This window comes from Curtobacterium flaccumfaciens (assembly GCF_018598405.1).
Taxonomy (GTDB): domain Bacteria; phylum Actinomycetota; class Actinomycetes; order Actinomycetales; family Microbacteriaceae; genus Curtobacterium; species Curtobacterium aurantiacum.
The window spans coordinates 79,740-103,000 of sequence record NZ_JAHEWS010000004.1 but is presented as its reverse complement, the minus strand read 5'-3'; the positions used below and the strand labels follow the sequence as shown (position 1 = coordinate 103,000).

The 23,261-nt window shown below is 71.6% G+C and carries 22 protein-coding genes and 1 pseudogene; 9 read left to right on the top strand and 14 right to left on the bottom strand.

Annotated features, from left to right (window positions below):
- Nucleotides 1–71: 71 nt before the first annotated feature.
- Together KK097_RS03985 and glgX are read left to right on the top strand one after the other, a co-directional pair.
- Complete coding sequence (locus tag KK097_RS03985) at nt 72–686, top strand: TetR/AcrR family transcriptional regulator (RefSeq protein WP_214543779.1); 615 nt, start codon at nt 72–74, stop codon at nt 684–686.
- 59 nt (nt 687–745) lie between these two features.
- Nucleotides 746–2,764 carry a glycogen debranching protein GlgX gene (glgX, locus tag KK097_RS03980; RefSeq protein WP_214543778.1) on the top strand — a complete coding sequence of 673 codons (2,019 nt, stop codon included), beginning with the start codon at nt 746–748 and terminating at the stop codon, nt 2,762–2,764.
- A gap of 125 nt (nt 2,765–2,889) precedes the next feature.
- Here glgX and KK097_RS03975 read toward each other — a convergent pair whose 3' ends face one another.
- On the bottom strand, nt 2,890–4,005 hold the full coding sequence (locus KK097_RS03975) for a Gfo/Idh/MocA family protein (RefSeq protein ID WP_214543777.1): 1,116 nt from the start codon (nt 4,003–4,005) through the stop codon (nt 2,890–2,892).
- The gene (locus KK097_RS03970) at nt 4,002–4,802 is read right to left on the bottom strand and encodes a sugar phosphate isomerase/epimerase family protein (protein ID WP_171907779.1); all 801 of its coding nucleotides are present in this window, start codon (nt 4,800–4,802) and stop codon (nt 4,002–4,004) included. Before KK097_RS03970 ends, KK097_RS03975 begins: the two co-directional genes overlap by 4 nt.
- A gap of 214 nt (nt 4,803–5,016) precedes the next feature.
- On the opposite strand from KK097_RS03970, the gene KK097_RS03965 reads away from it, so the two are divergent.
- Nucleotides 5,017–6,315 carry an MFS transporter gene (locus KK097_RS03965; RefSeq protein ID WP_214529213.1) on the top strand — a complete coding sequence of 433 codons (1,299 nt, stop codon included), beginning with the start codon at nt 5,017–5,019 and terminating at the stop codon, nt 6,313–6,315.
- Between the two features lie 165 nt (nt 6,316–6,480).
- Here KK097_RS03965 and KK097_RS03960 read toward each other — a convergent pair whose 3' ends face one another.
- Entirely contained in the window at nt 6,481–6,996 is a 516-nt protein-coding gene (locus KK097_RS03960) for a MarR family winged helix-turn-helix transcriptional regulator (RefSeq protein WP_214529212.1), read from the bottom strand.
- Between the two features lie 151 nt (nt 6,997–7,147).
- Between KK097_RS03960 and KK097_RS03955 the strand changes: the two genes are divergently transcribed.
- From KK097_RS03955 to KK097_RS03940, 4 genes are all read left to right on the top strand, one after another.
- A complete protein-coding gene (locus KK097_RS03955) occupies nt 7,148–7,459 on the top strand; it encodes a hypothetical protein (protein ID WP_071404437.1) in 312 nt (103 codons plus the stop codon).
- Between the two features lie 115 nt (nt 7,460–7,574).
- Nucleotides 7,575–8,897 carry a carboxylesterase family protein gene (locus tag KK097_RS03950; RefSeq protein ID WP_250896423.1) on the top strand — a complete coding sequence of 441 codons (1,323 nt, stop codon included), beginning with the start codon at nt 7,575–7,577 and terminating at the stop codon, nt 8,895–8,897.
- Nucleotides 8,898–8,974: 77 nt separating this feature from the next.
- On the top strand, nt 8,975–9,565 hold the full coding sequence (locus KK097_RS03945) for a TetR/AcrR family transcriptional regulator (RefSeq protein ID WP_214543775.1): 591 nt from the start codon (nt 8,975–8,977) through the stop codon (nt 9,563–9,565).
- A 257-nt stretch (nt 9,566–9,822) separates the two neighbouring features.
- On the top strand, nt 9,823–10,263 hold the full coding sequence (locus tag KK097_RS03940) for an NUDIX hydrolase (protein ID WP_214529209.1): 441 nt from the start codon (nt 9,823–9,825) through the stop codon (nt 10,261–10,263).
- 9 nt (nt 10,264–10,272) lie between these two features.
- On the opposite strand, the gene KK097_RS03935 is transcribed toward KK097_RS03940, so the two are convergent.
- The 3 genes from KK097_RS03935 to KK097_RS03925 all read right to left on the bottom strand — a co-directional run bounded on the left by KK097_RS03935 (nt 10,273) and on the right by KK097_RS03925 (nt 11,617).
- Entirely contained in the window at nt 10,273–10,989 is a 717-nt protein-coding gene (locus tag KK097_RS03935; RefSeq protein WP_111223471.1) for a hypothetical protein, read from the bottom strand.
- Nucleotides 10,986–11,174: a hypothetical protein gene (locus tag KK097_RS03930; RefSeq protein ID WP_017887761.1), complete on the bottom strand. Its 189-nt coding sequence runs from the start codon at nt 11,172–11,174 to the stop codon at nt 10,986–10,988. The genes KK097_RS03935 and KK097_RS03930 overlap by 4 nt, the downstream gene beginning before the upstream one ends.
- A gap of 74 nt (nt 11,175–11,248) precedes the next feature.
- Nucleotides 11,249–11,617 (bottom strand): VOC family protein, encoded by a 369-nt coding sequence (locus KK097_RS03925; RefSeq protein ID WP_214529208.1) that lies wholly within the window; start codon nt 11,615–11,617, stop codon nt 11,249–11,251.
- Nucleotides 11,618–11,671: 54 nt separating this feature from the next.
- Between KK097_RS03925 and KK097_RS03920 the strand changes: the two genes are divergently transcribed.
- A complete protein-coding gene (locus KK097_RS03920; RefSeq protein ID WP_214543774.1) occupies nt 11,672–12,313 on the top strand; it encodes a nucleoside/nucleotide kinase family protein in 642 nt (213 codons plus the stop codon).
- A gap of 125 nt (nt 12,314–12,438) precedes the next feature.
- A complete protein-coding gene (locus KK097_RS03915) occupies nt 12,439–13,272 on the top strand; it encodes an SDR family oxidoreductase (protein ID WP_214543773.1) in 834 nt (277 codons plus the stop codon).
- 1,353 nt (nt 13,273–14,625) lie between these two features.
- Here the strand turns inward: KK097_RS03915 and KK097_RS17880 are convergent.
- The 8 genes and pseudogenes from KK097_RS17880 to KK097_RS18570 all read right to left on the bottom strand — a co-directional run.
- A pseudogene (locus KK097_RS17880) lies at nt 14,626–15,171 on the bottom strand (ArnT family glycosyltransferase); the annotation flags it as partial.
- 314 nt (nt 15,172–15,485) lie between these two features.
- Nucleotides 15,486–16,763 (bottom strand): MFS transporter, encoded by a 1,278-nt coding sequence (locus KK097_RS03910; protein ID WP_214543772.1) that lies wholly within the window; start codon nt 16,761–16,763, stop codon nt 15,486–15,488.
- Nucleotides 16,760–17,434: an HAD hydrolase-like protein gene (locus KK097_RS03905; RefSeq protein WP_214543771.1), complete on the bottom strand. Its 675-nt coding sequence runs from the start codon at nt 17,432–17,434 to the stop codon at nt 16,760–16,762. The genes KK097_RS03910 and KK097_RS03905 overlap by 4 nt, the downstream gene beginning before the upstream one ends.
- A gap of 280 nt (nt 17,435–17,714) precedes the next feature.
- Entirely contained in the window at nt 17,715–18,911 is a 1,197-nt protein-coding gene (locus KK097_RS03900; RefSeq protein ID WP_214529203.1) for an ABC transporter permease, read from the bottom strand.
- The gene (locus KK097_RS03895; RefSeq protein ID WP_214529202.1) at nt 18,901–19,839 is read right to left on the bottom strand and encodes an ABC transporter ATP-binding protein; all 939 of its coding nucleotides are present in this window, start codon (nt 19,837–19,839) and stop codon (nt 18,901–18,903) included. The genes KK097_RS03900 and KK097_RS03895 overlap by 11 nt, the downstream gene beginning before the upstream one ends.
- A complete protein-coding gene (locus KK097_RS03890) occupies nt 19,836–20,630 on the bottom strand; it encodes a class I SAM-dependent methyltransferase (protein WP_214543770.1) in 795 nt (264 codons plus the stop codon). The genes KK097_RS03895 and KK097_RS03890 overlap by 4 nt, the downstream gene beginning before the upstream one ends.
- On the bottom strand, nt 20,627–21,223 hold the full coding sequence (locus KK097_RS03885; protein WP_214529200.1) for a DUF5819 family protein: 597 nt from the start codon (nt 21,221–21,223) through the stop codon (nt 20,627–20,629). Before KK097_RS03885 ends, KK097_RS03890 begins: the two co-directional genes overlap by 4 nt.
- Nucleotides 21,223–23,136, bottom strand: coding sequence for an alpha/beta fold hydrolase (locus tag KK097_RS18570; RefSeq protein ID WP_214543769.1), 1,914 nt, complete (start codon nt 23,134–23,136; stop codon nt 21,223–21,225). Before KK097_RS18570 ends, KK097_RS03885 begins: the two co-directional genes overlap by 1 nt.
- Nucleotides 23,137–23,261 lie beyond the last annotated feature (125 nt).

The following is a 23,261-nucleotide window of genomic DNA, read 5'->3' as shown; positions in this document are numbered from 1 at the left end:
GCGGACGGGAGGCCCGTGGTGCGCCCGCCACGGGCCTCCCGGGAAAAACCTTCCAGCGGTAAGTTGGGTGCATGACCCACCCCGCGGACGACGCCGACGCGGCCCAGCCGCGCCGCGGCGGGTACCGCAAGGGCGCCGAGCGGCGCACCCAGATCCTCGACGAGATGATCCGCATGGTGGCGGAGCAGGGCGTCGACGCATCGTCGCTCCGCTCGGTGGCCGAGGCCCTCGGGATCACGCACGCGGCACTCCGCCACTACTTCCCGAGCCGCGACGAACTGCTGCTCGCGGTCTACCGCGAGCACGAGGTCCGCGAGCAGGGCGCGCCCGACCGGATGAAGTCGGCGATCGGCGACATGCGCGAGAGCGCGTCGCGCAACCGGGCCGTGCCGGGGCTCGTGCAGCTGTACACGACCCTCGCGGCCGACGCCGTGCAGGAGGGCCACCCGGCCACGCGGGAATTCATGCGCGAGCGGTTCGCCCGGCTGCGTGCGGAGCTCGCCGCGTTGATCGAGGCGGACCAGGCGAGCGGCCGGATCCGTGCCGACCTGGACCCGGTCGACCTGGCGAGCCTGAGCATCGCGGCGTCCGACGGGCTGCAGGTCCAGTGGTTGCTCGACCCCGACGCCGTCGACGGCGAGCGGGTGCTGCGACTGCTCGAGCAGCTCGTCCCGCCGGTGCGCTGAGCGGCCAGGGGTACGCCCAGACCGCCGGTGGCACAGCGACCGGGCGGTAGAAGGGCAGCATGACCACTTCCACGCGCACCCCGCTCGGCGTCACGCTCGTCGACGGGGGCGCCAACGTCGCCCTGTTCTCGAGCACCGCCGAGCGGGTCGAGTTCTGCACCTTCGACGACGACGGCACCGAGCACCGCACCGAGCTCCGCAACCGCACCGGCTACACCTTCCACGACGTCGTGCCCGGCGTGACCATCGGCACCCGCTACGGCTTCCGCGTGCACGGAGCGTGGGACCCTGCGAACGGCCTGCGCCACAACGGCGCGAAGCTCCTGCTCGACCCCTACGCCACGGCCGTCGACGGCACCTACGAGTGGGGCCAGGCCCTGTTCGGCCACGACATGGACAATCCTGAGCAGCTGGACGACACCGACTCGGCCAGCGCGATGCCGAAGTCCGTCGTCGCCGACCGGTCCTTCGACTGGGACGGTGACACGCTGCTGCGGACCCCGCTCGCCGACACCGTCGTGTACGAGGTGCACGTCAAGGGCTTCACGAAGCAGCACCCCGACGTGCCCGAGGAGATCCGCGGCACCTACGCGGGCATGGCCCACCCGGCCGCGATCAAGCACCTCACCGACCTCGGCGTCACCGCCGTCGAGCTGCTGCCGACGCACCAGTTCGTGCAGGACTCGACGCTCCTCGACAAGGGGCTCCGCAACTACTGGGGCTACAACAGCATCGGCTTCTTCGCGCCGCACGACGAGTACTCGTCCGCAGGCAGCGCCGGGCAGCAGGTCGCCGAGTTCAAGGAGATGGTCAAGGCCCTGCACGCCGCGGGGCTCGAGGTCATCATGGACGTCGTCTACAACCACACGGCCGAGGGCAACCACATGGGCCCGACGCTGTCGTTCAAGGGGATCGACAACCGGTCGTACTACCGACTGGTCGAGGGTGACGAGGCCAACTACTTCGACACCACCGGCACCGGCAACAGCCTGAACGTCGGGCACCCGGCGGCCCTCGGGCTCATCATGGACTCGCTCCGCTACTGGGTCGAGGAGATGCACGTCGACGGCTTCCGGTTCGACCTGGCCACCACCCTCACCCGCCAGGACGGCGAGGCCGAGAAGCACTCCGCGTTCCTCGACATCATCCACCAGGACCCCGTGCTGCGCGAGGTCAAGATGATCGCCGAGCCGTGGGACACCGCCGGCTACCAGGTGGGCGGGTTCCCGGCCGACTGGTCCGAGTGGAACGGCAAGTACCGCGACGACCTCCGTGCCTTCTGGCGCGGCGACGAGGGCGCGCTCGGCGACGCCGTCCAGCGGGTCCTCGGCAGCCCGGACGTCTACGAGGGTTCGCGCCGCTCGCCGCTCTGCTCGATCGACTTCGTGACCGCCCACGACGGTTTCACGCTGGCCGACCTGACGATGTACGCCGACAAGCACAACGAGGCGAACGGCGAGGACAACAACGACGGCGAGAGCGACAACACCTCGTTCAACGGCGGCATCGAGGGGCCGACCGACGACGGCGCGGTGAACGACTACCGCGACCGGCAGCGCCGCAACTTCCTCGGCACCCTGCTGCTCTCCGCCGGCGTGCCGATGATCCTGGGCGGCGACGAGCTCGCGCGGTCGCAGGGCGGCAACAACAATGCGTACTGCCAGGACGACGAGATCTCCTGGTTCGACTGGGCCGCGGCCGACCAGGACCTGCTCGCCTTCACCACGGCGGCCATCGCGTTCCGTCGGCAGCACCAGGCGCTGCGTCCGGAGTGGTTCCGCACCGCGCCCGGTGACTCGGAGTCGACGGTGACCGTGCTCCGTGCCGACGCCGCCGGGTTCGAGGACGGCGACTGGGCCGACGGTGGCAACCGGGCCGTGACGCTCGTGCTGCACCAGGGGGACGACACCGTGGCCGTGCTGCTGAACGCGTCGGACACCACGGTGGAGTTCACGCTGCCGGAGCGTCCGGGTGGGGGCAGCTGGTCCCTCGGGCTGTCGAGCGACCCCGACCAGGCCGTGGTGGGCGACGCGGCGACGCTGCTCGTGCGCGACGCGTCCTTCACCGCGCTGGTCTGAGGCGGGAGCTCGCGCGGGTCGCTCGCGCGGCGCGGTTTCGCTTAGTGAGCAGAAATGGTCGGGTTCCTGTTCGGGACCCGACCATTCCTGCTCACGAAGTGCTGCGCGTGGTGCGCGCGGCGCTCCTAGGCGTTCGCGCCCGCGGTCAGCACGGCTGCCGCGGGGTCGAAGTCCTCGGGCAGCGGCGGGACAGCGTCGACGGTCGACGTGATGTCGACGGCGGAACCCGACTCGGCCGCGTCACGGATGCCGAGCAGCACGTCGAGCACGTGCAGCGCGACGGCGCCGGAGGCACGCTCGGGGCGGTCCTCCGCGATGGCGCGGGCGAGCTCGACGACACCGGTGCCACGACCCCAGGTGGAGCCGACCGCCTCGAGCGTCTCGGGCTCGTCCTGGCCGTAGCGCCAGAGCTGCGACGAGCCCTCGAACGTGTTCGGGTCCGGCAGCGAGATCGTTCCGAGCGTGCCGTTGATCTCGACGAAGCCCATGCGCGGCAGGGCGTGCTGGAACGAGAACGTCGACTGGGCGGACTGCCCGCCGGCGAACTCGATCAGGGCCGCGTGGTGCGTCGGGACCTCGACCGGGAACGTCTCGCCGGCGCGGGGGCCGGACGCGATCGTGCGACGGTCGAGCGACTTCGACGAGACGGCCTGCACGCGCGAGGCGGTGCCGAACGCGTGCACCAGGGTCGTCACGTAGTACGGGCCCATGTCGAACAGGGGGCCGGCACCGGTGGCGAACAGGAAGTCCGGGTTCGGGTGCCACGCCTCGGGTCCGGGGACGTGGAACAGCGTCGTCGCGGACAGCGGCTCGCCGATGTCACCGCGGGCGATGGCCCGGAGCGCCGTCTGGATGCCCGCGCCGAGCACGGTGTCCGGAGCGGTCGCGACGCGCAGGCCCTTGGCCTTCGCCGACTCGAGCACCGCGGCGGCCGACGCGTGGTCGGTCGCGATCGGCTTCTCGCTCCAGACGTGCTTGCCGGCGTCGATGATCTGCTGGTCGACCTCGGCGTGTGCGGCCGGGATCGTCAGGTTGATCACGATCGAGATGTCGTCGCGGGCGAGGAGTTCCTCGACCGATCCCGACGAGGCGACGCCGTACGTGGCCGCCTGCCCAGCGGCACGCTCGAGCAGTACGTCGGCGACGAAGCGGACCTCGACGTCGGCGAACTTGGTCAGGTTCTCGAGGTACTGCGTGGAGATGTTGCCGGCACCGATGATGCCGATCCCGACACGGCTCACTTGTCGTTGTCCTTGAGCCAGGTGAGGGACTCGGTGATGCCCTCGAAGACGTCGCCCTTGTAGGCGTCGAACTCGACCACGCGGATCGCCTGCGGTGCGGCGGCGAGGATGGCGGTCACGTCGACGTCGCCCTGACCGGCCGGCGTCTGGTTCTCGAAGGCGCGCTGCAGCGCCTCGGGCACGATGAGGGCGCTCTCGGACGAGGGCAGCGCGGTGCGGATGTCACCGTCGACCTTGCCGTCCTTGACGTGGATCGCGACGACGCGGTCGCCCAGGCCCTTGAGCACGGCAGGGGCGTCGGCGCCACCGACGGTCGCCCAGAAGGTGTCGACCTCGAGGACGGTCTCCGGCGACAGCTGCGAGACGAACAGGTCGTAGACCGTGCGGCCGTCGACCTTGTTCGTGAACTCCCACTGGTGGTTGTGGTACCCGAACTGCAGGCCACGGCCCGCGGCCTCGGCGGTCAGCTCGTTGACGCGCTCAGCGATCTTCGCGACGTCGTCGGCGGTCTGCCAGCGGTCCGTCGGGATGAAGGGGTCGATGACGGTACGGATGCCGAGGCGCTCGGCGGCGTCCCAGATCGGCGCGGTGTCCTCGGCGTCGATCACGGCGACGTGGCCGGACGGAGCCTTGAGGCCGGTGGCCGCGAACGCACGCTCGAGGTCGGTGGCGCGCTCGACGAACGCGTAGGGCTCGACGTTCTCGTACCCGATCTCGGCGACACGGGCGATGGCCTTGTCGAGGTCTTCGGCGATGGCGTCGCGCAGCGAGTACAGCTGCACAGAAGTGGTGGGCATTGCAGAGGCTCCTTCGATCCTGTCTGGGTGTCGCGGCCCGTCGAGGAGCGATGCTCCGCGGCGAGATCGATGACGACGCTACCCCAAAAACCACCCGGTGTGTAGTTTTTGCTGCCCCGTGTGACGACCCCGGTGTTGCAGACGACACGTGTCGATGTATGCTCGCGTCGAAAAACCTTGTCAGGCAAGGTTTTCATCGACTCAAGGAGGCGTCATGAGCACACCCGAACCCGGCAGCCCGGCACTGCTCAACCCGGAAGAGGGCATCACCCAGCCCGTCAGCACGGTGAAGGTGGGCATCGGCTACCAGATCGCCCTGTTCCTCGGGCAGTTCGGCCTCTTCGTCGCGCTCATGGCGCCCGTCTACGTGAGCATGCAGCTCAAGGCGCAGGCCCTGGTCGGCGACGACGCTGCGAACGTCATCGGCTCGGTGCTGCCGATCGGCGCGTTCGGTGCGCTCATCATGAACCCCCTCGCGGGCGCCCTGTCCGACCGCACCCGCACGCGCTGGGGCCGACGTCGCCCCTGGCTGCTTAGCGGTGTCGTGGTCTTCGCGATCGCCCTCGCGTGGATCGCCTACTCGCCCGACGTCCTCAACCTGACGCTGGCCTGGCTGCTCGCCCAGCTCGCCGCGAACGCCACGCTCGCCACCCTGCTCGCGAGCTTCGCCGACAACGTGCCGCAGCTGCAGCGCGGCCGGTCCTCGAGCATCATCGCGCTCGCGCAGAACATCGCCGTGCTCGCCGGCACCTACCTGTCGGTCTTCTTCGTCGCGAACCTGCCCGTGCTCTTCATCGCACCGGGCATCCTGGCGATCATCCTGGTCGCCGTGTACGCCGTCGTCGCCCGTGACGACCTGCCGACCTACAAGCTCAAGAAGTTCACGTTCCTGAACCTCATCGCGTCGTTCTGGACGAACCCGGTCAAGAACCCGGACTTCGCGTTCGCGTGGTGGTCGCGCTTCCTCATCATCCTCGCGACGTTCATGTTCACGACGTACCGCCTGCTCTACATGCAGGAGCACATCGGCATCGAGAAGCCGAAGGACGCCACGGCCGCCGTCGCCTTCGGCGTCCTGCTCTACACGATCGCGCTGCTGGTCAGCGCGGCGCTGTCCGGTTGGGCCTCGGACAAGCTCGGTCGCCGCAAGGTGTTCGTCGCTGGCTCCACGGCGATGTTCGCGGTGGGGCTCGTCGCGCTCGCACACGCCGACACGGTCACCGGCTTCTACGTGGCCGAGATCATCATGGGCTTCGCCTACGGCATCTACTCGGCCATCGACACGGCGCTCGTCGTCGACGTGCTGCCGAACGCCGACCGGCCCGGCAAGGACCTCGGCGTCATCAACATCGCGAACGCGTTGCCGCAGTCACTCGCTCCGGCGATCGCCCTGTTCTTCCTGAAGGTCGGGTCCGACGGAGCAGCCGACAACTACGAGCTCATGTGCTGGGCCGCCGGCGCGATCGCCCTCATCGGCGCAGTCGTCGTGATCCCCATCAAGCGGGTGCGGTAGCGCCCGTCGCGCAACGCGACCAGAAGAGGGACGGGCGCGGCACGCTCAGCGGTGTCGCGCCAGCGACACGCGGGCCGCGCCGACCGAGCCTGCGAGGGAGGGGTGGCGACGCCGCCACGGGCCTCCAGTCCGTCGCAGCAACCGACCCACCGGGCCGGCCCGGCGTCAGGGGGCGCCGGGGGCGGGCAGCTCCTGCCGGAGCGCCTCGGCCAGGCGGGAGGCGAACCGGCGGACCGCCGTCGCCTCGTCGACGCTCAGCGCATCGATGGTCTCGATCAGCGGAGCGTGGATGTGCCCGTACGCACGTGCGAGGTCCTGCTCGGCGGAGCCGGTCGCCGTGATGATGATGCTGCGCCGGTCCTCCGGATTCGGCCGCCGTTCCGCCCGCCCGTCGCGCACGAGCCGGTCGATGAGCTTCGTGATCCCGGCGGTCGACAGTCGCAACGCCCGCGCGAGCTGTGTCGCGTTCACCAGCTGTCCGTCACGGTGCGCGAGCACGAGGTGTCGCAGAGCGAGCGCGTCGACGGGCAACATCCCCAGGGTGCGGAGCGCCTGCTCGTCGGCCTCGTGCACGCTGTCACTGAGCGCCTGCAGGCTCGCGATCGCAGCGGCCCCCTCGGCGGTGCGCGGCTGCCGGTCGGACACGTCGGATCCGCGTTGCGGGTGGTCTTCGTCGCTCATCGTCGCCCCGTTCGGTCCGGCGTTCTGTGGACAAACGCCATGTTCCACCCCCTCCCTGAGAACCCAAACTGAGCGAGTAATCAGCCCGGCGAGACAACTGTCTCCACACGGCGCCACCGAAGCCCGGTGGCGGAGATCAGAAGGAGTGACCATGTCGAACACTGCAGGACGTCCCGCACGGAACGACTCGGTCGTGCGTGCCACCTGGAACGAGACCAAGTCCGCGCTCAAGACCACGGAGTTCTACGCCTGGCTGGTCGTGTCCATCGCGATCCTCGTCGCGTCGGCCGTCGTGGACAACGCGGACGAGGGCCACACCGGCTTCGGCGCCGACCAGGCCTGGCTGTACGTCGCGATCGTGACGGCCGCCTACGTCGTCAGCCGCGGCATCGCGAAGTCCGGCGTGCGCAAGCCCGACTGGAACGACGACGACCGACGCGACGTGAACGGCCGCTCGAACTGACGCCGAGCACCACGTGCAGCCGGCTCCCTGAGCCGGAACGAGGCCGTCCCGATCCCATCGGGACGGCCTCCGTCACGTCCGCTCGCCTCGTCGCCGCACCGATACCGTGAACCCCATGCTCGACGCCACGCCTGCCCCGTTCGACACCCCCGCCGGCCGCATCGTCGGGACGGTCGACGGCGACGTGGTGCGGGTGCTCGGGATCCCGTACGCGCAGGCCGAACGGTTTGCCCCGCCGCAGCCGATGCCACCGTTCGAGGGCGAGCTGCACGCGTCGACCCCGTCACCGGTGGCACCGCAGCCCCACGAGGAGTTCGTCGACCTGCTGCTCAACCCGATCCAGGGCATCGAGGTCGACGAGCACTGCCAGCGGCTCTCGATCACGCTGCCCGCCGACGTCCGTCCGGGCGAGCACCTGCCGGTGATGGTCTGGATCCACGGCGGCTCGTACGTCATCGGCGGCGGCGACCTCCCCATCTACGACGCCCGCGACCTGGTGACCGAGCAGCGCGTGGTCGTGGTGTCGGTCACGTTCCGACTCGGCGTGCTCGGGTTCCTCGGCGACGGCGAGACGATCCCAGCCAACCTCGGGCTCCTCGACCTGGTCGAGTCACTGCGCTGGGTGCGCGCGAACATCGGCGCGTTCGGCGGTGACCCCGACCTGGTGACGGTCTTCGGGCAGTCGGCCGGCGGGGACGCAGCTGCGCACCTGATGATCAGTGCCGGCGCCGAAGGGCTCTTCCGCCGCGCGATCATCCAGAGCGCTCCGCTCGGGCTGTCCCGCCGTCGATCCCGGATGAACCGCGCGATGGTCCGGGCGGTCGGCGCCGTGCACGCCGACACCCCGCTCGAGGACCTGCTCGACCGGCAGGCACTCGGAACCCGTGCCGCAGCGCCGTACGGGCTCGCCGCCGGCATGCCCTTCGGCACCCAGTACGGCTTCGCGCCGCTGCCCGCCGAGCGTGACCTCGACGCCGCGTGGAGCCGGGTCGCGCCCGACGTCGACGTGCTGATCGGGTCCGGTTCGGACGAGGCCGGTATGTACGTGCCGCTCGTGCCCGGCCTGCGTCGGGTCACCCGGTCGCGGGTGCTGCGGTCGGCCCTGCGGTGGTGGGTCGTGCGTCCGCTGTCCGACGTCATCTACGGGCGCGACGCCCGACGGTTCACCGAACGGCACCGACGCGCCGGCGGCCGGGCGACCTCGTACCGACTGCACCGCGGTGTCACGAGCGCCCCGACCGGAGCCGTGCACATGAGCGACCTGCCGCTGCTGCTCGGTGGCCGCGAGGCCTGGGCCGGCACCCGGTTCGTCCCCGAACGCGACTGGCCCGAGGTCGAGCGCCGCGGTCGGGCCTTCCGGGCGATCTGGGCCGACTTCGCCCGCACCGGCGAGGTCCGGGCCCCCGATGACGAGACGCTGACGTTCGACCGCGGCTGACCGGGAGCCGGCGACGGTGGCCGCGCCCCCTGAACTGGCGGTCGCGGGCCGCTGACCGGCCCCGCACAATCGTCAGCATGCCCACGACCGACGTCGACCTCCGCGCACGCATCGTCGCGGGGGCGATCAGCGCCTACCGCGTCGGGGACTTCCACCGAGTCGGACCCGACGAGGTCGCCGAGCACGCCGGGGTCTCCGCGGACGAACTCCGCCGCGCGTTCCCGATGTGGGAACTGCTGGTGGTCGCGGTCATGGACAAGTGGAACAACGGCAGCCGACGGCAGCTCTGGCCGATCGCCGAGCGCGACGGCACCGTCGCGTACCTGCGGGCCCGGCTTGTCGCGGGCATCGAGGACCCGGGGCTCGTGCGCCTCCGGGTCGCCGTGCTCAGTGCCGCCTCGAACCCCGACCACCCCGCCGCCGGGTGGTTCCGCACGCAGTACACGCGCGCGTTCGAGGACGTCACCCTCGCCCTGGTCCGCGACGTCGTCGCTGGCCGAGAGTCCCGTGGCGCCTCGCCCCGGCATGCCGCCGAGCAGCTCATGGCGCTGTACGAGGGGCTCCAGCTGCAGTCCGTCATCCGGGACGACGGGGAACCGCTCAGCGCCTTCGACCGGGCGGTCGCCCGGATGCGTGTCGGCTGGGCGGCGGCACGCGTCGACGCCTGATCCGGGTCGGGCGCGCACGTCGGGTCCGGGGCCTTGCGCGGCGAGCGGTCACGACTCCCCGCGCGGGCTGCGTCGCGTGGTCACGTTTCGTCGTTTGTGGGCGGCGGGGCCGACGGTCTGTGACCGCTCGGCATGCGGGCCGCGGGGGGTCGTGACCGGTCAGCGGGCTGGTGGAGCGTCCGCACCACCCCGGTCCACGGCCTGGAGGCCCGGCGCGGCTGGCAGACGTGGGTGCACCCACCTGGCATGGTCGGCCCATGGAGTACACGGACTACGACACCCGGCTCGCCGCCTACGGCGTGATCACGGACGGTGACCGCGTGCTCCTGGCGAAGCTGCGTCACCCCGACGCGGGCACGTGGACACTGCCGGGCGGCGGGGTCGAGTTCGACGAGACCGTCGAGCAGGCCGTCGTGCGCGAGATCCGCGAGGAGACCGGGTACGAGGCCCAGGCCGGTGCCCTGCTCGGGGTCCGACACCACATCGTCCCCGCCGAACGCCGCATCCACGCCAACGGCCGGCCGATGAAGGCCGTGCAGGTGGTGTTCCGGGCGACCATCACCGGGGGAGCCCTGCGCCACGAGCTGGACGGCTCGACCGACGAGTCGCGGTGGATCCCCGTCGCCGAACTCCCGCACCACCGCCACGGCCTGCTCGTGCCGATCGCCCTCGGCTGGGCGGGTGCCCTGGCCCGCTGACGGCTTGCGTCATCCCACGCGCAGCACCGCGAACTGCGGTGGGACCGCGGTGGGTTCCGGGGGCTGGACACCCCACCCGAGGTTGCGGAGCGACTGCGCGGTCTCTGCCGGGAACTGCCGAGCGGTTGCCTCGGCTTCTGCGCGGCGCCAACGACTGCGGAACCCCTGCACCGCGTCCCGCCACGTCGGCAGAGCGTCCACGCCGCACTCGACGATGACGAACTCGACCAGGTCGGCGAGGCTCGGCCGGAAGTGCGGGCCGCCGAGCGGGAAGTGCAACGAGGACAACCGTGCCGCATCCCGTCGGCCCGAGCCATGATCGCGCGCTCGGGCGAGCAGCGAACTGAACGCTCCGCGCTCGGCGTGCAAGTGCCAGTGCGACTGGGGCGTGGCCGTCAACGCCTCCTGGAACTCGAAGCGGACGAGTGGTTGCCGTTCGTCCGCGAGCAGAACGGCGTACCTGCTCTCGCTGACCACGAGAGCATCGAGGTGATCGACCCACCGGAACCGCATCCACGGGGCCAGGTCCGCGGTGTGGACATCGCCCACGGTCAAACGGACCGGGGTACCCCTTCCGGTCGCGGCGACTGACTGCATGATGAAGGTTCCACTGCGCTCGTCGAGGGCGTAGTCGATCGACGCACCGTGCTCGGGCAGGGCTCCGTCCAGGAGCGCTTGCGCGATCGTCGCCTGGTGCCGCGCCGCCGACGCGGCCTGCTCGTTCATCGCTCACCCAGCAGGGCGGAGATGCTGTCGAGCCAGTTCTGCGTGAGGTACTCGTCCGTGAACAGGTCCCGCCACTGCTCGGTCGGGGCGAACTCCCGATCGTCCAGGTTCCACTCTGCGCGGACCCTCGCCCGCTCCGCCAGGAGTTCCTCGCGGGTCCACTGCCGTCCCAGCACCTTCGTCATGGCCGTCCTCTCGTCGGTGAGAGGACGGTAGGACGATCAGCAGCGCCGACGCGAGCTTTCGGAATACAACATGTTCACTCCTCGATGACGCTGAGGACGTTGCCCGACGGATCCGTGAACCAGGCGATGAGCGGCCCGCCCTTCCGGTTCACACCCTTCTCGTCGGTCATCCCCTCGTACTGCAGGAACACGACACCCTTCGCGGTGAGCTCGTCGACCGCGGCGTCGATGTCCTCCACCGGGAAGTTCAGCACCGTGAAGGCCGCCGGTTCGTGCCCGGGACCCTTCGGGTAGACGAGCACCTGGTGCCCACCGCCGAGCTGCAGGAAGAGCATGCCGTGGTCCTCGGTGACCTCGACCCCCAGGACGTCCTCGTAGAACGCTTTCGCCTCGGGCACGTCGCGCACCGAGAACCCGCTGAACGCCTTCGTCGCATCGACCATGCGGCAAGTGAACCACCGCGGTCCGGCGTCGGTGCGCTCTGCGAGGATGAAGCCGTGAGCGACTCCGGCACGACCGTCGACCAGGCCGTCGAGCGCGCCGTCGAACTGGCCGGCTCGAACCGCCGCACCGTGCTCGGGATCGCCGGGGCACCGGGCGCCGGCAAGTCCACGCTCGCCCGCCGCATCGTCACCGCCGTCGACGAGCGCCTCGGTGCGGGCACGGCGGTGCAGGTCCCGATGGACGGCTTCCACCTGTCGAACGCGGCGCTCGACGCCCTCGGCCGACACGACCGCAAGGGCGCGGCGGACACCTTCGACGCCGACGGCTACGTCGCGCTCGTCCGCCGACTCGTCGCCGCCGACGAGGACGTGGTGTGGGCACCGGACTTCGACCGTCGCGTGGACGAACCCGTCGCCGGCAGCATCGCGGTGCCCCGCGCAGCCCGGCTCGTGGTGTCCGAGGGCAACTACCTGCTCGACGACACCGCACCGTGGTCGGCGCTGCCCGCCCTCTTCACCGAGACCTGGTTCTGCGCCGTCGCCGACGACGTGCGGCTCGACCGCCTGGTCGGACGGCACATGCGCCACGGCCGCGACCACGACGCGGCACGCGCGTGGGCGGTGGAGGTGGACGGCGTGAACGCCGCGAGGGTCGCACCCACGGCGATCCGGGCCTCCAGGACGGTGTGGACGTGACCGCCGGCCACCACGACGTGACCCGCCGGCCACCACGACGCGACCGCCGTCCACCACGACCTGACCGTCGGCCACCACGACGTGACCCAGACCACCACGACGCGACACCGACACGAGGAGCGCCCATGACCATCGCCATCACCGGAGCGACCGGCAACATCGGGGGCGCCGTGAGCGCCGCGCTCGCCGCGGACTCGGTGCCGTTCCGGATGCTCGTGCGCGACGCCTCGCGTGCGCCGGAGCTCCCCGGCACCGAGGTCGCGGTCGCGACCTTCGCCGACGTCGACGCGAGCCGGACGGCGCTCGAGGGCGTCGACGTGCTGCTCATGGTCTCGGCTGCCGAGGCCCAGGACCGCCTCGACCAGCACCGCGCGTTCGTCACCGCTGCAGCTGACGCGGGCGTGCGGCACGTCGTCTACACGTCGTTCCTCGGCGCGGCTCCCGACGCGACCTTCACGCTCGGACGCGACCACTGGGCGACGGAGCAGGCGATCCGCGAGAGCGGGATGGCGTTCACGTTCCTGCGCGACAGCTTCTACCTGGACTTCGTCGAGGACCTGGTCGGCGAGGACGGCGTGATCCGCGGACCGGCCGGCGACGGCGCCATGGCCGCGGTGGCACGTGCCGACGTCGCCCGCGTCGCGACCGCGGTGCTGCACGACCCGGACGCCCACCGTGACCAGACGTACGAGCTGACCGGCCCCGAGGCGATCACCCTCGCCCAGGCGGCGGCGATCGTGTCCGAGGTCCGCGGCCGCACGGTCAGCTACCACCCGGAGACCCTCGACGAGGCGTACGCATCACGTGCGCAGTGGAACCCGGAGCCGTGGCAGGCCGACGCCTGGGTGAGCACCTACACGGCCATCGCCGAGGGGGCGCTCGCGCACGTGTCCGGCGACGTCGAACGCATCACCGGGCGCGCGCCGATGTCCCTGCGTGAGGTGCTCGCCGCGGGCTGACCCGCGCTGGTGGCGTGCACCGGGCCCGACCGACGGACCGGGCAGGCCGCAGTGCCACACGGTCCACGCGATGCCGTCCGCCCGGTGCGGCTGCATCGGCAGGCGTGCGTGCCGGGCGCCGCTGCCCAGTGCTCGACAGCCCCCGGCCAGTGCGGCGCGCAGGACCGGGTCGGTGCGGGGTGCGTGGGCCTCGACGACGAGGACTCGCAGGCCGTGGGCGATCCTCCGGCGGATCTGGTGCGTCGTGAAGACGGGCACGGTGCCCGAGAACCCGCCGTCGGTCAGCACGGGGAGTCCCGTCGCGTCGATCACGGGTGCGGAGACGTGCCACGTGTCCGTCATGAAGAGCGGTCCGTCGTGCCGGTACCCCTCCAGGCGTCGCGCGGTCGCGACGAGTCGGCTGAGGGCACGCGGGTAGGGCGTCGACCCGCCCCACGGGTCCGGGCGCGACACGTGGAAGACGTCCGGGCTGCCGACGGGGATCGGCCAGCGCGCGGGCCACGGCCCGACCGACGCGTCGACGCCGCTGCCGTCGCGGGTCGCGTCGAGGGCTTGCAGTGAGAACGCCGCGGGTCCGGCGACGAGCGCGAGCCCGGCTGCGAGCGCGATGACCGTCCGGGAGGCCCGGTGCCGGTCCGGCCCTCGCGTCGCCTCCCAGCGGGGTCGCCACCACACCGCCACCAGCGTCGCGACGACGGCGACCGTCGAGACGGTGATCGCGGGCCCGGCGAGCACGCTCGGCATCGCGGTGCCCCGGGCGAGGAACACCACCCAGCCGAGCTGCGCCGCGGCGAGGACGACCGGGAGCGCCCGGAGCCCTCGAGCCTGCGCCCGGACCAGTCCGACCGCACCGCGCCACCCGAGGGCGGCGAGCAGGGCGAGCTGCACGCCGATCGCGGCGACGTAGGCGGTGTGCGGCACCGCGGCCACCGAGAGCACGGCGGCCGCAGTGCCGAACCAGGTGACCAGGACGGCGAGGGTGGCGGCTCCGGCACGGGTGTCGAACGCGTGACCGAACGGGGAGCCGAGGGCACCGGGCCGCTCAGCACGGCGGCGGACGAGCACCACGGCCGCGACCACCACGCCGAACACCGCCGCGGGCAGGAGCCAGGCGACCTGCGACGCCAGGTGTGGTCCGAGCAGCTTGCCGAACCCGGCCGGACCACCGCGCCAGGTGTGCGGACCGAACGGCACCGTGAACGACCGGACCGACCCGGGCACCGCGCCGGGCAGGAACCGGTCGATGCCGTTGTACCCGAACACCATGGCGAGCGGACTGTCGTCGGTGGAGCCGTCGGCCCAGGGCCGTGAACCCGACGGGGTGAGCGCGAGCGCGGTGACCCACGACAGGGAGGCCACGACCGCGACGATCCCGAGCACCCCGGCGCGGACCACCCGTGCGCCGAGGCGGAACGAGCGGCCGTCGTGCCGGGCCGTGGCCAGCAGGGTGCCGAGCAGCAGCGCCGGCAGGACGAACCAGGCCTGCACCATCTTCGCCTGGAACCCGACGCCGACGGCCAGGCCCGCGGCGACGAGCGGCCACCAGCGTCCGGTCAGTGCCGCGTGCTGCCAGCACAGCAGGGCGACGGCCAGCGCGGCGGTGACCATGCCGTCCTCCATCGGGTGCGCGAACATCGACACGAAGACCGGCGTCGACCCGGCGGCCGCTGCGGCGACGAGGCCCGTGCCCACGCCGGCCCAGCGGAGCCCGACCAGGGAGCAGGCCCACAGGGTGACGAGGCCCTCGACGACCTGGGGGAACGCGAGCGCGGCGGTGGAGTGCCCGAACAGCCGGAGGCTCAGCGCCTGCGGGACGGCGAAGCCGCTGAGCTTGTCGAGCGTCACCGTCGCCGAGGGGTCGAACGCGCCCGAGAACAGCGCCGGCCACGACTCGGACATCGACCGCGCCGACGCCTGGTAGTAGCTGAAGTCCCCGCCACGGCCCAGGTTCCAGGCGAGCAGCACGGTCGTGCCGGCCGCGATGACGAGCAGGGTGAGCCGTGCTGCGAGCGGCTGGTCCCGCCACCGGGCGGGTCGTCGGATGTCCACCCTCCGGACCTTGGCGGTCCGGGGTGACGGATGGCCGGGACCGTGCCGCCAGCTCGCCCCGAAGCCGGTCCGCGCGCTGAGGGGTCGTGCGGGTGCACGCCCCGTCGGTCAGCGGCTCGGGGGGCGAGCCGGAGCGGCGTCTCAGCCGGCGTTCGGGTTCGGGGTCAGGACACCCGTCGTGCGGCGAACGTCCCGACGACGCCGAGGGTGAGCACCGCGACGAGCACGACCAGCAGCGGTGCCGTCCAGGTCCCCGTCGCTCCGTGCAGGGCTCCGGCGACGAGCGGCCCGGCCGAGCCGAGCAGGTACCCGCCGCCCTGCACGAACGCGGACATGCGGCGGGCATCGGCGTCGCTCGAGACGATCCGCACGATGACGATGAAGATCACGGTGATGCCACCGCCCTGGGCCGCACCGCCGAGCACGGACCACAGCAACCAGAGCTCCGGGGCGAACAGCAGCCCGAGCGGCATCGCCAGCCACAGCGTGCCGACGAGCGCGATGATCGGTGCCGGACGCCAACGGGTCGCGAGCAGCGGGACGCCGAGCGCCCCGACGACGGCGAGGATCTGGAACACCGACGAGCTCGCACCCGACGACGCCTTCGAGAAGCCGATCTCGTCGTGCAGCAGCGTCGGGATCCAGGCGGTGAGGGCGTAGTACGAGAACGCCTGGCCGCCGAACGCCAGCGTCAGGCCCCAGGTGATGAGCCGTCGCGCCGGTCGGATGGGTTCGGCGGCGGCGACCCGTGCGGCCTCGGCGGCGCGGGCGGTGCGGATCGCCCCGGTGTCGAGCACCTGGTCGACCGGACCGGTGACGGGCAGTGGCTCGTCCTGCTCGGACGGCAGCGGGCGGCGCCACGCGGCACGAGCTCCGACCGCGTACGTCCAGGCAGCGGCGGCGATGAGTGCGAAGACCGCCCAGATCGCGATGGCGACCGGCCAGCCCCAGAGTGCAGCCAGGGGAGCGGTGCCGAGCGACGTGATCATCGACCCGACGTTGAGCGCCGACGTGTACACGCCGGTGACCAGGCCGACACGCTCCGGTGAGGTGTCCCGCCGGATGACCACCGGGATCACCACGTTGCCGATCGTGATGCCGATGCCGATGACCGCGGTGCCGATCAGCAGCGCCGCCGACGAGGGCATCGAGCGCACGACCGTGCCGGCGAGCACGATGACGAGCGACAGGGACACCGCGCGCTCGGGGTCGGTCTTCGCGATCACCCAGCTGGCGAACGGCGTCGCGAGCGCGAAGCACAGCACCGGGATCGTCGTCAGCAGCCCGGCGATCGTCGCGGTCAGGCCGAGGTCGGCGCGGACGTCCCCGATGACCGGGGCCGTCGCGACGATCGGGCCGCGGAAGTTCAGGGCGATGAGGACGATGGCCGCGGGCAGCAGCCAGGCGGCACCGCGCAGGCCCCGACGTGCGACGTCGTTCATGCGGACGGCGTCGCGGACGGCAGCAGGATCGGCAGCAGGTCGAGCGGGGTGGCGGCGCGGGCGATGGTGCCCTCCGCCTCGTCGGGGGAGCCGTAGCCCCACTCGGCGAAGACGACCGGGACGCCGTGCACGGTCGCGCCCTCGACGTCGTGCTTCCGGTCGCCGATCAGCACCGGACGGCTGATGTCGAAGCCGTGGGCCTCGAGGCGGCGCAGTGCCTCTTCGACGACGTCGGCCTTGCTCGACCGGACCTCGTCGTCGCTGGCGCCGGTGATGATGTCGATGTCCCCGGTGAGCCCGTAGTGCTCGAGGATGTAGGTCGCCGGGGTCTCCGGCTTGCTCGTCGCCGTCGAGATCGGCAGCCCCGCCTGGTGCAGGGTGTGCAGCACGACGTCGATGTCCGGGAACATCTCGGAGTCGAGCGCCCCGTGCGAGAAGTAGTGCTCGCGGTAGACGGCGAGGGTGCGGTCGGCGAGCTCGTCGTCCATGCCCATCGCGATCCGGAACGTGTCCATGATCGGCGGACCCACGAACGACATCAGGGTGTCGTGGTCCGGCACCGGGACGCCGACGGTGCGGAAGGTGTGCGTCAGGCTCTCGAGGATGCCCGGCGCGGAGTCGCTGATGGTGCCGTCGAGGTCGAACAGGATGGCGGAGAACGGGCTGGTCATGTCCTGCCCACCCTAGCCGGGCCGTGGCGGTGACCATCCGGGATCCGTCGGTGGCGGGGCGGGCGGGCGCCGCGCCTCCAGGCCGGGGACCGGACGGTCCTCGTAGCGCCCGGAGGGCGACGTCGACCGACGGCGCTCGCCGATCAGCGGCGTTTCCGCGAGAACCAACCCCCGGCGGTGAGCGAGAGGCCGGCGATCACGGCGATGACGACGATCCAGATGATTGTTGTGGTCTCCACGTTGTGCTCCTGTCGGTGTTGTGCGGCGGGTGTGGTGCTTGTCAGGGGTTCGGGTGCTGCGGGCGGGTCCGGGTCGCGCGGACCGACCTGCGGAGACGGCTGCGGCCGCCGGTGATGGACCGGTGGTAGACCCTCGCGCCGCCGACCGCGGCGATCACCGTGGCCGCGGCGATCACCGCCACGGACGCCACGAGGTCGACACCGGCGACCTCGCCGGCAGCGAGCCGCATCGGCATGAGGATCGCGGAGAACGGCGGGATCAGGCTCATCATGCGGACCCACGGATCCCCGATGCCCTGGAGCGCGAGGATCGCGACGACGAACACTGCTGCGTTCAGCAGCTGGAGGGGCAGCAACGACGAGGACAGTGCCTCCGGCCGCTTCGCGGTGGCGGCGACCGCCCCGTAGATGAAGCCGTAGAAGGCGAACCCGAGGACGAACCACATGATGCTGACGAGCGCCGCCGGGGCGATGAGGTCCTGCAGGCCAGCCGTCCCGAACACCCGCACGGCGCCGATCCCGACGAGGGCGAGGATCGCCATCTGGATGAGACCGAAGAGGCCGGTGCCGACGACCTTGCCGACGAGCAGGGACACGGGGCGCACGCGCGAGAACAGGATGTCGACGACCCGCGTCGTCTTCTCCTCCATCGTTCCCTGCGCGACCGACCCGCCGAGGCCAGCGATCTGCGTGAACAGCACGATGGACACGACGTACGCGAGCACGAGACGTGCTGCGTCGCCGGACGAGTCGGAGACTGCACGGACCACCGGTTCGGGGACCGAGACCGGACTCCCGGTGGCGTCGGCCACCATCATCTCGAGTGTGCCGGTCCTGATCGCGGCTGCGACGGCCAGGCCGGCGGCCTCGTCGGCGCTGTCGGCCATCGTGACCGTGACCCGGCCGTCGGCCACCGCTGCCGTGCCCGCGACGTCGCCGGCATCGAGGGCGCTGGCCGCCTCGCCCGCGGAGTCGACGGCACGGATGCCCACGCCGGGGACCGCGCCCCGGTCATGCGCTGAGAGCGCGGCGACGGCCTCGGGAGTCGCAGCGAACTCGAGCGAGGTCGAGTTCGTGTTGCCGGCCAGCAGCCTGGGCGCGAGCGCGAGCGCCACGATGAAGAGACAGCTGACCACCATGCCGATCCAGAACGACCGCATGCGCAGTCCGACGTGGACCTCGCGGCCGGCGATGTGGCCGACCTGTCGGAGGTCGAGCCGTGGTCGATCAGAGAGCATCCTGCGTCACCGCGTCTCGGTAGAGGTCGGACAAGGTCGCGCGGGCCCGCTCGACGCCGATCACGTCGATGCCGACGGCCAGGCGTCGGAAGACGTCCGCCTCGGTGCCGGACGGTACCCGGACCACGTGGCGATCCGGATCGGTCGTCGTGCCGCTGAGCGCATGGCGGCCGCTCGTCACGACGTCCGCACCGAGCTCGGCGAGCACACCCGGGGCGACGGGGGTGGCGGTGCGCACGACGTGGAGGTTCTCCGTCCCCTCGAGGAGGTCGTCGACCCGGTCCTCGGCGACGATCCGCCCGTCGTGGATGATGACCACCCGGTCGCACACGCGTTCCATGAGGTCGAGCTGGTGACTCGAGAACAGGATCGGGCGGCCGGAACGTGCGGTGTCGGCGAGGACCGCGCCCATCGCGTCGACGCCGCTCGGGTCCAGGCCCGAGAACGGTTCGTCGAGCACGAGCGCCGTGGGGTCGCCGAGCAAGGCGGCGACGAGCTGCACACGCTGCCGGTTGCCCAGGCTGAGTTCACGGACGACGTCGCCGAAACGATGCCGGATCCCCAGCACGTCCCCCCACCGCGCGACCTCGGCACGAGCCTGTCGGCGTCCCATGCCGTGGAGCCGGGCCAGGTACACGAGGTGGTCACCGACCCGCATCTCCGGGTAGAGACCCTGTTCCTCCGGCATGTACCCGATGCCGCTGCGGTAGGCGGAGTCGATCGGGCGCCCACCGACCGAGACCGTCCCGTGGTCGGCCTCGAGCAGGCCCAACAGGATCCGCATCGTCGTGCTCTTGCCGGCGCCGTTGCTGCCGATGAAGCCGGTGACCTGCCCCGACGGCACGGTGAAGGAGACCCCGTCGAGCACGAGCCGGGACCCGAAGCGCTTGTCGAGGTCGCGGACCTCGATGGTGCCGGCCGGGTTCATGCCGGCCGCCGGAGGACCGCGACCCAGAGCGGGTTCTCGCCCGCTTCGTAGGGTGTGCCGTACCAGTCGCCGAGCAGCGCGACCCGTTCGAGGCCGGCGTCCTCCGCCCACGCGGCGAGTTCGTCGGGCTCGACGAAGGCGACCCGTTCGTCGAACTGCGTCACGGACCGCGGTTCCTCCCACCGGTGCGCGACGGACCAGGTGTCCGCCGCCGTGTCCAGGCGGTAGGTCGACGTCAAGCGTGCACCGTCCGGGCGTTCGGTGACGACCGGCAGGGGCTCGATGCCGAACCTGCCGACCGCGGTCGCTCGGTCGTACGCCTCGACCACGAGGTGGCCACCCGGCGCGAGCCAGGACGAGGCTCGTCGCACAACGCCTTCCCGGTCGGCCGGGTCGGGCAGGCAGGAGATCGAGCCGAGGACACAGGCGACGAGGTCGGCCGATCCGCTCGTTTCGGAGTGGTCCCGCATGTCCGCGTCGACCACCGTCGTCCGGGCTCGGGTCGAGGCATCCTCGGCACCGAGGTTGTCCCGCAGGCGGTCCACCATCGCGGACGACACCTCCACGGCGCGCACGGTGTGTCCCGCGCGCGCCAGCGGGATCGCCACCCGGCCGGTCCCGGCACCCAGTTCGACGATCCGGGACGCGGGAGCGACGAGGCTCCCGAGCGCCTCGGCCTCGAGCGCGCCACCGTGCTCGAACACCCGGTCGTAGACGCTCGCCCACGCTCCGCCGTACCCGCCGGAGCGATCGATGTCCTGGCGGTCCCGGTCGATGTTGCTGTCGATCACGATCGGTCCTCCGTCGGCGCGGGCAGTTCCGCACCCTCGATCCGCGGGACGAGCCCGGAGACGAAGCGGTACTCGGGATCGCCGGACTCGTCGTAGCCGCTGTAGAGCACCACCATGAACTGGAAGGCGTCGCTGCCCGGTTCGAGGTCGCCGGAGCGCTCTCGGCGTTCGACGGCGTGCCGGATGTAGTTGGCCACGAGCCGGTACGAGGACGCCTGCTGCATCTGCTCGACCTCGAGCGAGTTGAGCGCGATGAGGTCGATGCCGACGTCGAAGAACGCTTTCTCACGGCGTCGGCCGGGGAACCAGAACGCGTGCACGAGTCGCCGGCGGACGATGCTGGAGGCCTCGTGCCACGGGGACACCTGGCCGTCCGCACCGCGTGTGCGGTACATCAGGTGGAAGTCCTGGGTGGCCGGCTCGGGAGCGAAGAACCGCCAGTTCGGGATCGTCAGCCCGACCGGGTCCAGGCTCCGGAGCCGGTCGAAGCTCCGCTGCGGGTGCTGGGTCAGGAGCGTCAGGACGAACCAGCCAGCGAACACCGCCTCGACGGCGGTCGTGATGACGGTGGTGGATGCGGGTCGGCGGCCCATCAGCGCGCACCCTCCGCTTCCACGGGTACCCGCGGTGTCGTGTGCTCGAGGACGACGGCGGCGATACGGGTGACGACGGCGCGGTCGGCGAGGAGACCGAGGTGATCGGTGTCGTCGACCACGGTGAGACGACCGTCGTCACCGGCGGCCACGAACTCCTCGTCGAGCGCCCGCTGGTGCGGGTGTTCACGCAGGGTCCGGTCGGCAGCGACGACGTCGACACGAGCCGAGGTCGGCGGCAGGCTCCCCACCGGTGCGCGGAACACCTGGTACAGGCTCGTCCACTCCCGTTTGGCGGTGGACCACAGGGCGTGGTCCCGCAGCTCGGCCCGCAGCCGCGCTGCGACCTCGTCCGGGTAGAGGAACACCCACGGCGGGACGTCGAGCATCACACCGAGTCCGAGCCGGAGCGAGGGTGCGACGAGTCGCATCGACATGTCGAGCATGCGGGCACCCTCGGCCTGCACCGCGGACACGGCGACCTCGCCCGGGTGTGTCGGGTCGATGAGCACGACCCCGGTCACCCGTGACCCCAGGCGCTCCGCCGCACGGGTGACGAGGTACCCGCCGAGCGAGTGCCCCACCAGCACGACGTCCCGATCGGCGGCGACCGCGTCGACCAGGTCGACCAGGTCGTCGACGGACTCCTGCAGGCTGTAGCTGTCACGTGAGAAGTAGCTGCTCGCGCCGTACCCGGCGCGGCTGTAGAACAGGGTGTCGACCTGTCCGGCGAGCTCCTCGCCGTACCAGTGCCAGTAGGTGGCGGAGGACTGGTGGCCGCTCTCGAACACGACGAGCGGCAGAGCCTCCGCACCGGGTGCGCGCCGGAGGCGGTAGGACAGCACGTTCCGTGACGGGGTGCGGTGCCTCCGGGCCTCCGGCCCGTCCGCTCGCTCGATCCCGGCGCGGCGCACCAGCGCGGAACCGACGCCGACGACGGTGAGGATGCCGGTGACCGAGGCGACGATCGCCGGGAGCCGAGCGGGCGAGCGGTGCGCGCCTGCCGTCAGCGACCGCGCCGCGCGCCCCTGTACCACCGAGAGGATGGCCGGGTAGGTCGCCATGAAGGCCCACACGAAGCGGGCGAGTCCCATGTACCGCGCGTTCGCCAGGTGGAACGCGGCCATCGCGCCGACGACCCCGTAGGCAGCGCGGGTCGGCAGCACGAAGACCAGCGGGAACGCGGTCTCGAGTACGAGGACGGCGTGCGCGGCGAGTCGGGAGAGGCGGGGGTGCGCGGTCAGGAACCGGTAGAGGCCCTCGTCGCCGTACGTGCGGGTGCGCAGGATCCCCGGGAGCGCCTCGCCGGTCCGCCACGTCCGACTCACGATCTTCACCAGGCCGGAGACGCTGTACGACAACGCGGCCTGCATCGCCAGGAACCACACCGCCGCTTCGGCCGCTCGGGGTGAGCCGCGACCGACACGGCCGAGGGCTGCCGAGGTCTGCACGAGGAAGGCGAGCTGGTCGGACCCGTCCGAGCCGTAGTGGTTCTTCGGGTGCAGCACGAGCGCGCTCGCAGCGAGGAAGGCGTTCGCCGGGGCCCGGTGTGCCGTCACGTGCAACGGCAGGAAGAGCGACAACCCCGCGCCGATCCGGAGCACGTGGACGACGTTGTCGATCTTCTCGTCCGAGACGCGGTCGAGGAAGGGCATCAGCCGAGGGAACCGGGTAGCCATCGCGCTGCGACCGTACGTCCAGTCGCCCAGGCCGCCGGGACGTTGGTCACGTCGGCTGAAGAGGTACTCGACGCTGCTGAGCACCTGCGTGACCGCGCTCATCCGTTCGGCCGCGAGCAGTGCCGTGCGCGGTCGCGACACGGCGGTCAGCACGTCGCCGATGCCGGCTGTGATCGCCCGGAGACGGGGTGCGCGGAGCGGAGGAAGGTGCGCGAGGACGGACCGGGCGTTCACGCGCGGTCCCCGCTCGCGGGTCGCTGGTGCATGTGTGTGTGGCCTCCTGGGCGAGGGAGTCGCTTGTGCGACCCGTCTGGACGAGGACGTACGTGAGCCGACCGCTGCGCGGTCGAGCGGGGTGC

Bases quoted from the DNA above. Each gene is read 5' to 3' on its own strand.
- KK097_RS03985 (WP_214543779.1), top strand. From the start codon at position 72: ATGACCCACCCCGCGGACGACGCCGACGCGGCCCAGCCGCGCCGCGGC.
- glgX (WP_214543778.1), top strand. From the start codon at position 746: ATGACCACTTCCACGCGCACCCCGCTCGGCGTCACGCTCGTCGACGGG.
- KK097_RS03970 (WP_171907779.1), bottom strand. From the start codon at position 4,802: ATGCCCACCACTTCTGTGCAGCTGTACTCGCTGCGCGACGCCATCGCC.
- KK097_RS03965 (WP_214529213.1), top strand. From the start codon at position 5,017: ATGAGCACACCCGAACCCGGCAGCCCGGCACTGCTCAACCCGGAAGAG.
- KK097_RS03960 (WP_214529212.1), bottom strand. From the start codon at position 6,996: ATGAGCGACGAAGACCACCCGCAACGCGGATCCGACGTGTCCGACCGG.
- KK097_RS03955 (WP_071404437.1), top strand. From the start codon at position 7,148: ATGTCGAACACTGCAGGACGTCCCGCACGGAACGACTCGGTCGTGCGT.
- KK097_RS03950 (WP_250896423.1), top strand. From the start codon at position 7,575: ATGCTCGACGCCACGCCTGCCCCGTTCGACACCCCCGCCGGCCGCATC.
- KK097_RS03945 (WP_214543775.1), top strand. From the start codon at position 8,975: ATGCCCACGACCGACGTCGACCTCCGCGCACGCATCGTCGCGGGGGCG.
- KK097_RS03940 (WP_214529209.1), top strand. From the start codon at position 9,823: ATGGAGTACACGGACTACGACACCCGGCTCGCCGCCTACGGCGTGATC.
- KK097_RS03935 (WP_111223471.1), bottom strand. From the start codon at position 10,989: ATGAACGAGCAGGCCGCGTCGGCGGCGCGGCACCAGGCGACGATCGCG.
- KK097_RS03930 (WP_017887761.1), bottom strand. From the start codon at position 11,174: ATGACGAAGGTGCTGGGACGGCAGTGGACCCGCGAGGAACTCCTGGCG.
- KK097_RS03925 (WP_214529208.1), bottom strand. From the start codon at position 11,617: ATGGTCGATGCGACGAAGGCGTTCAGCGGGTTCTCGGTGCGCGACGTG.
- KK097_RS03915 (WP_214543773.1), top strand. From the start codon at position 12,439: ATGACCATCGCCATCACCGGAGCGACCGGCAACATCGGGGGCGCCGTG.
- KK097_RS03910 (WP_214543772.1), bottom strand. From the start codon at position 16,763: ATGAACGACGTCGCACGTCGGGGCCTGCGCGGTGCCGCCTGGCTGCTG.
- KK097_RS03905 (WP_214543771.1), bottom strand. From the start codon at position 17,434: ATGACCAGCCCGTTCTCCGCCATCCTGTTCGACCTCGACGGCACCATC.
- KK097_RS03900 (WP_214529203.1), bottom strand. From the start codon at position 18,911: ATGCTCTCTGATCGACCACGGCTCGACCTCCGACAGGTCGGCCACATC.
- KK097_RS03895 (WP_214529202.1), bottom strand. From the start codon at position 19,839: ATGAACCCGGCCGGCACCATCGAGGTCCGCGACCTCGACAAGCGCTTC.
- KK097_RS03885 (WP_214529200.1), bottom strand. From the start codon at position 21,223: ATGGGCCGCCGACCCGCATCCACCACCGTCATCACGACCGCCGTCGAG.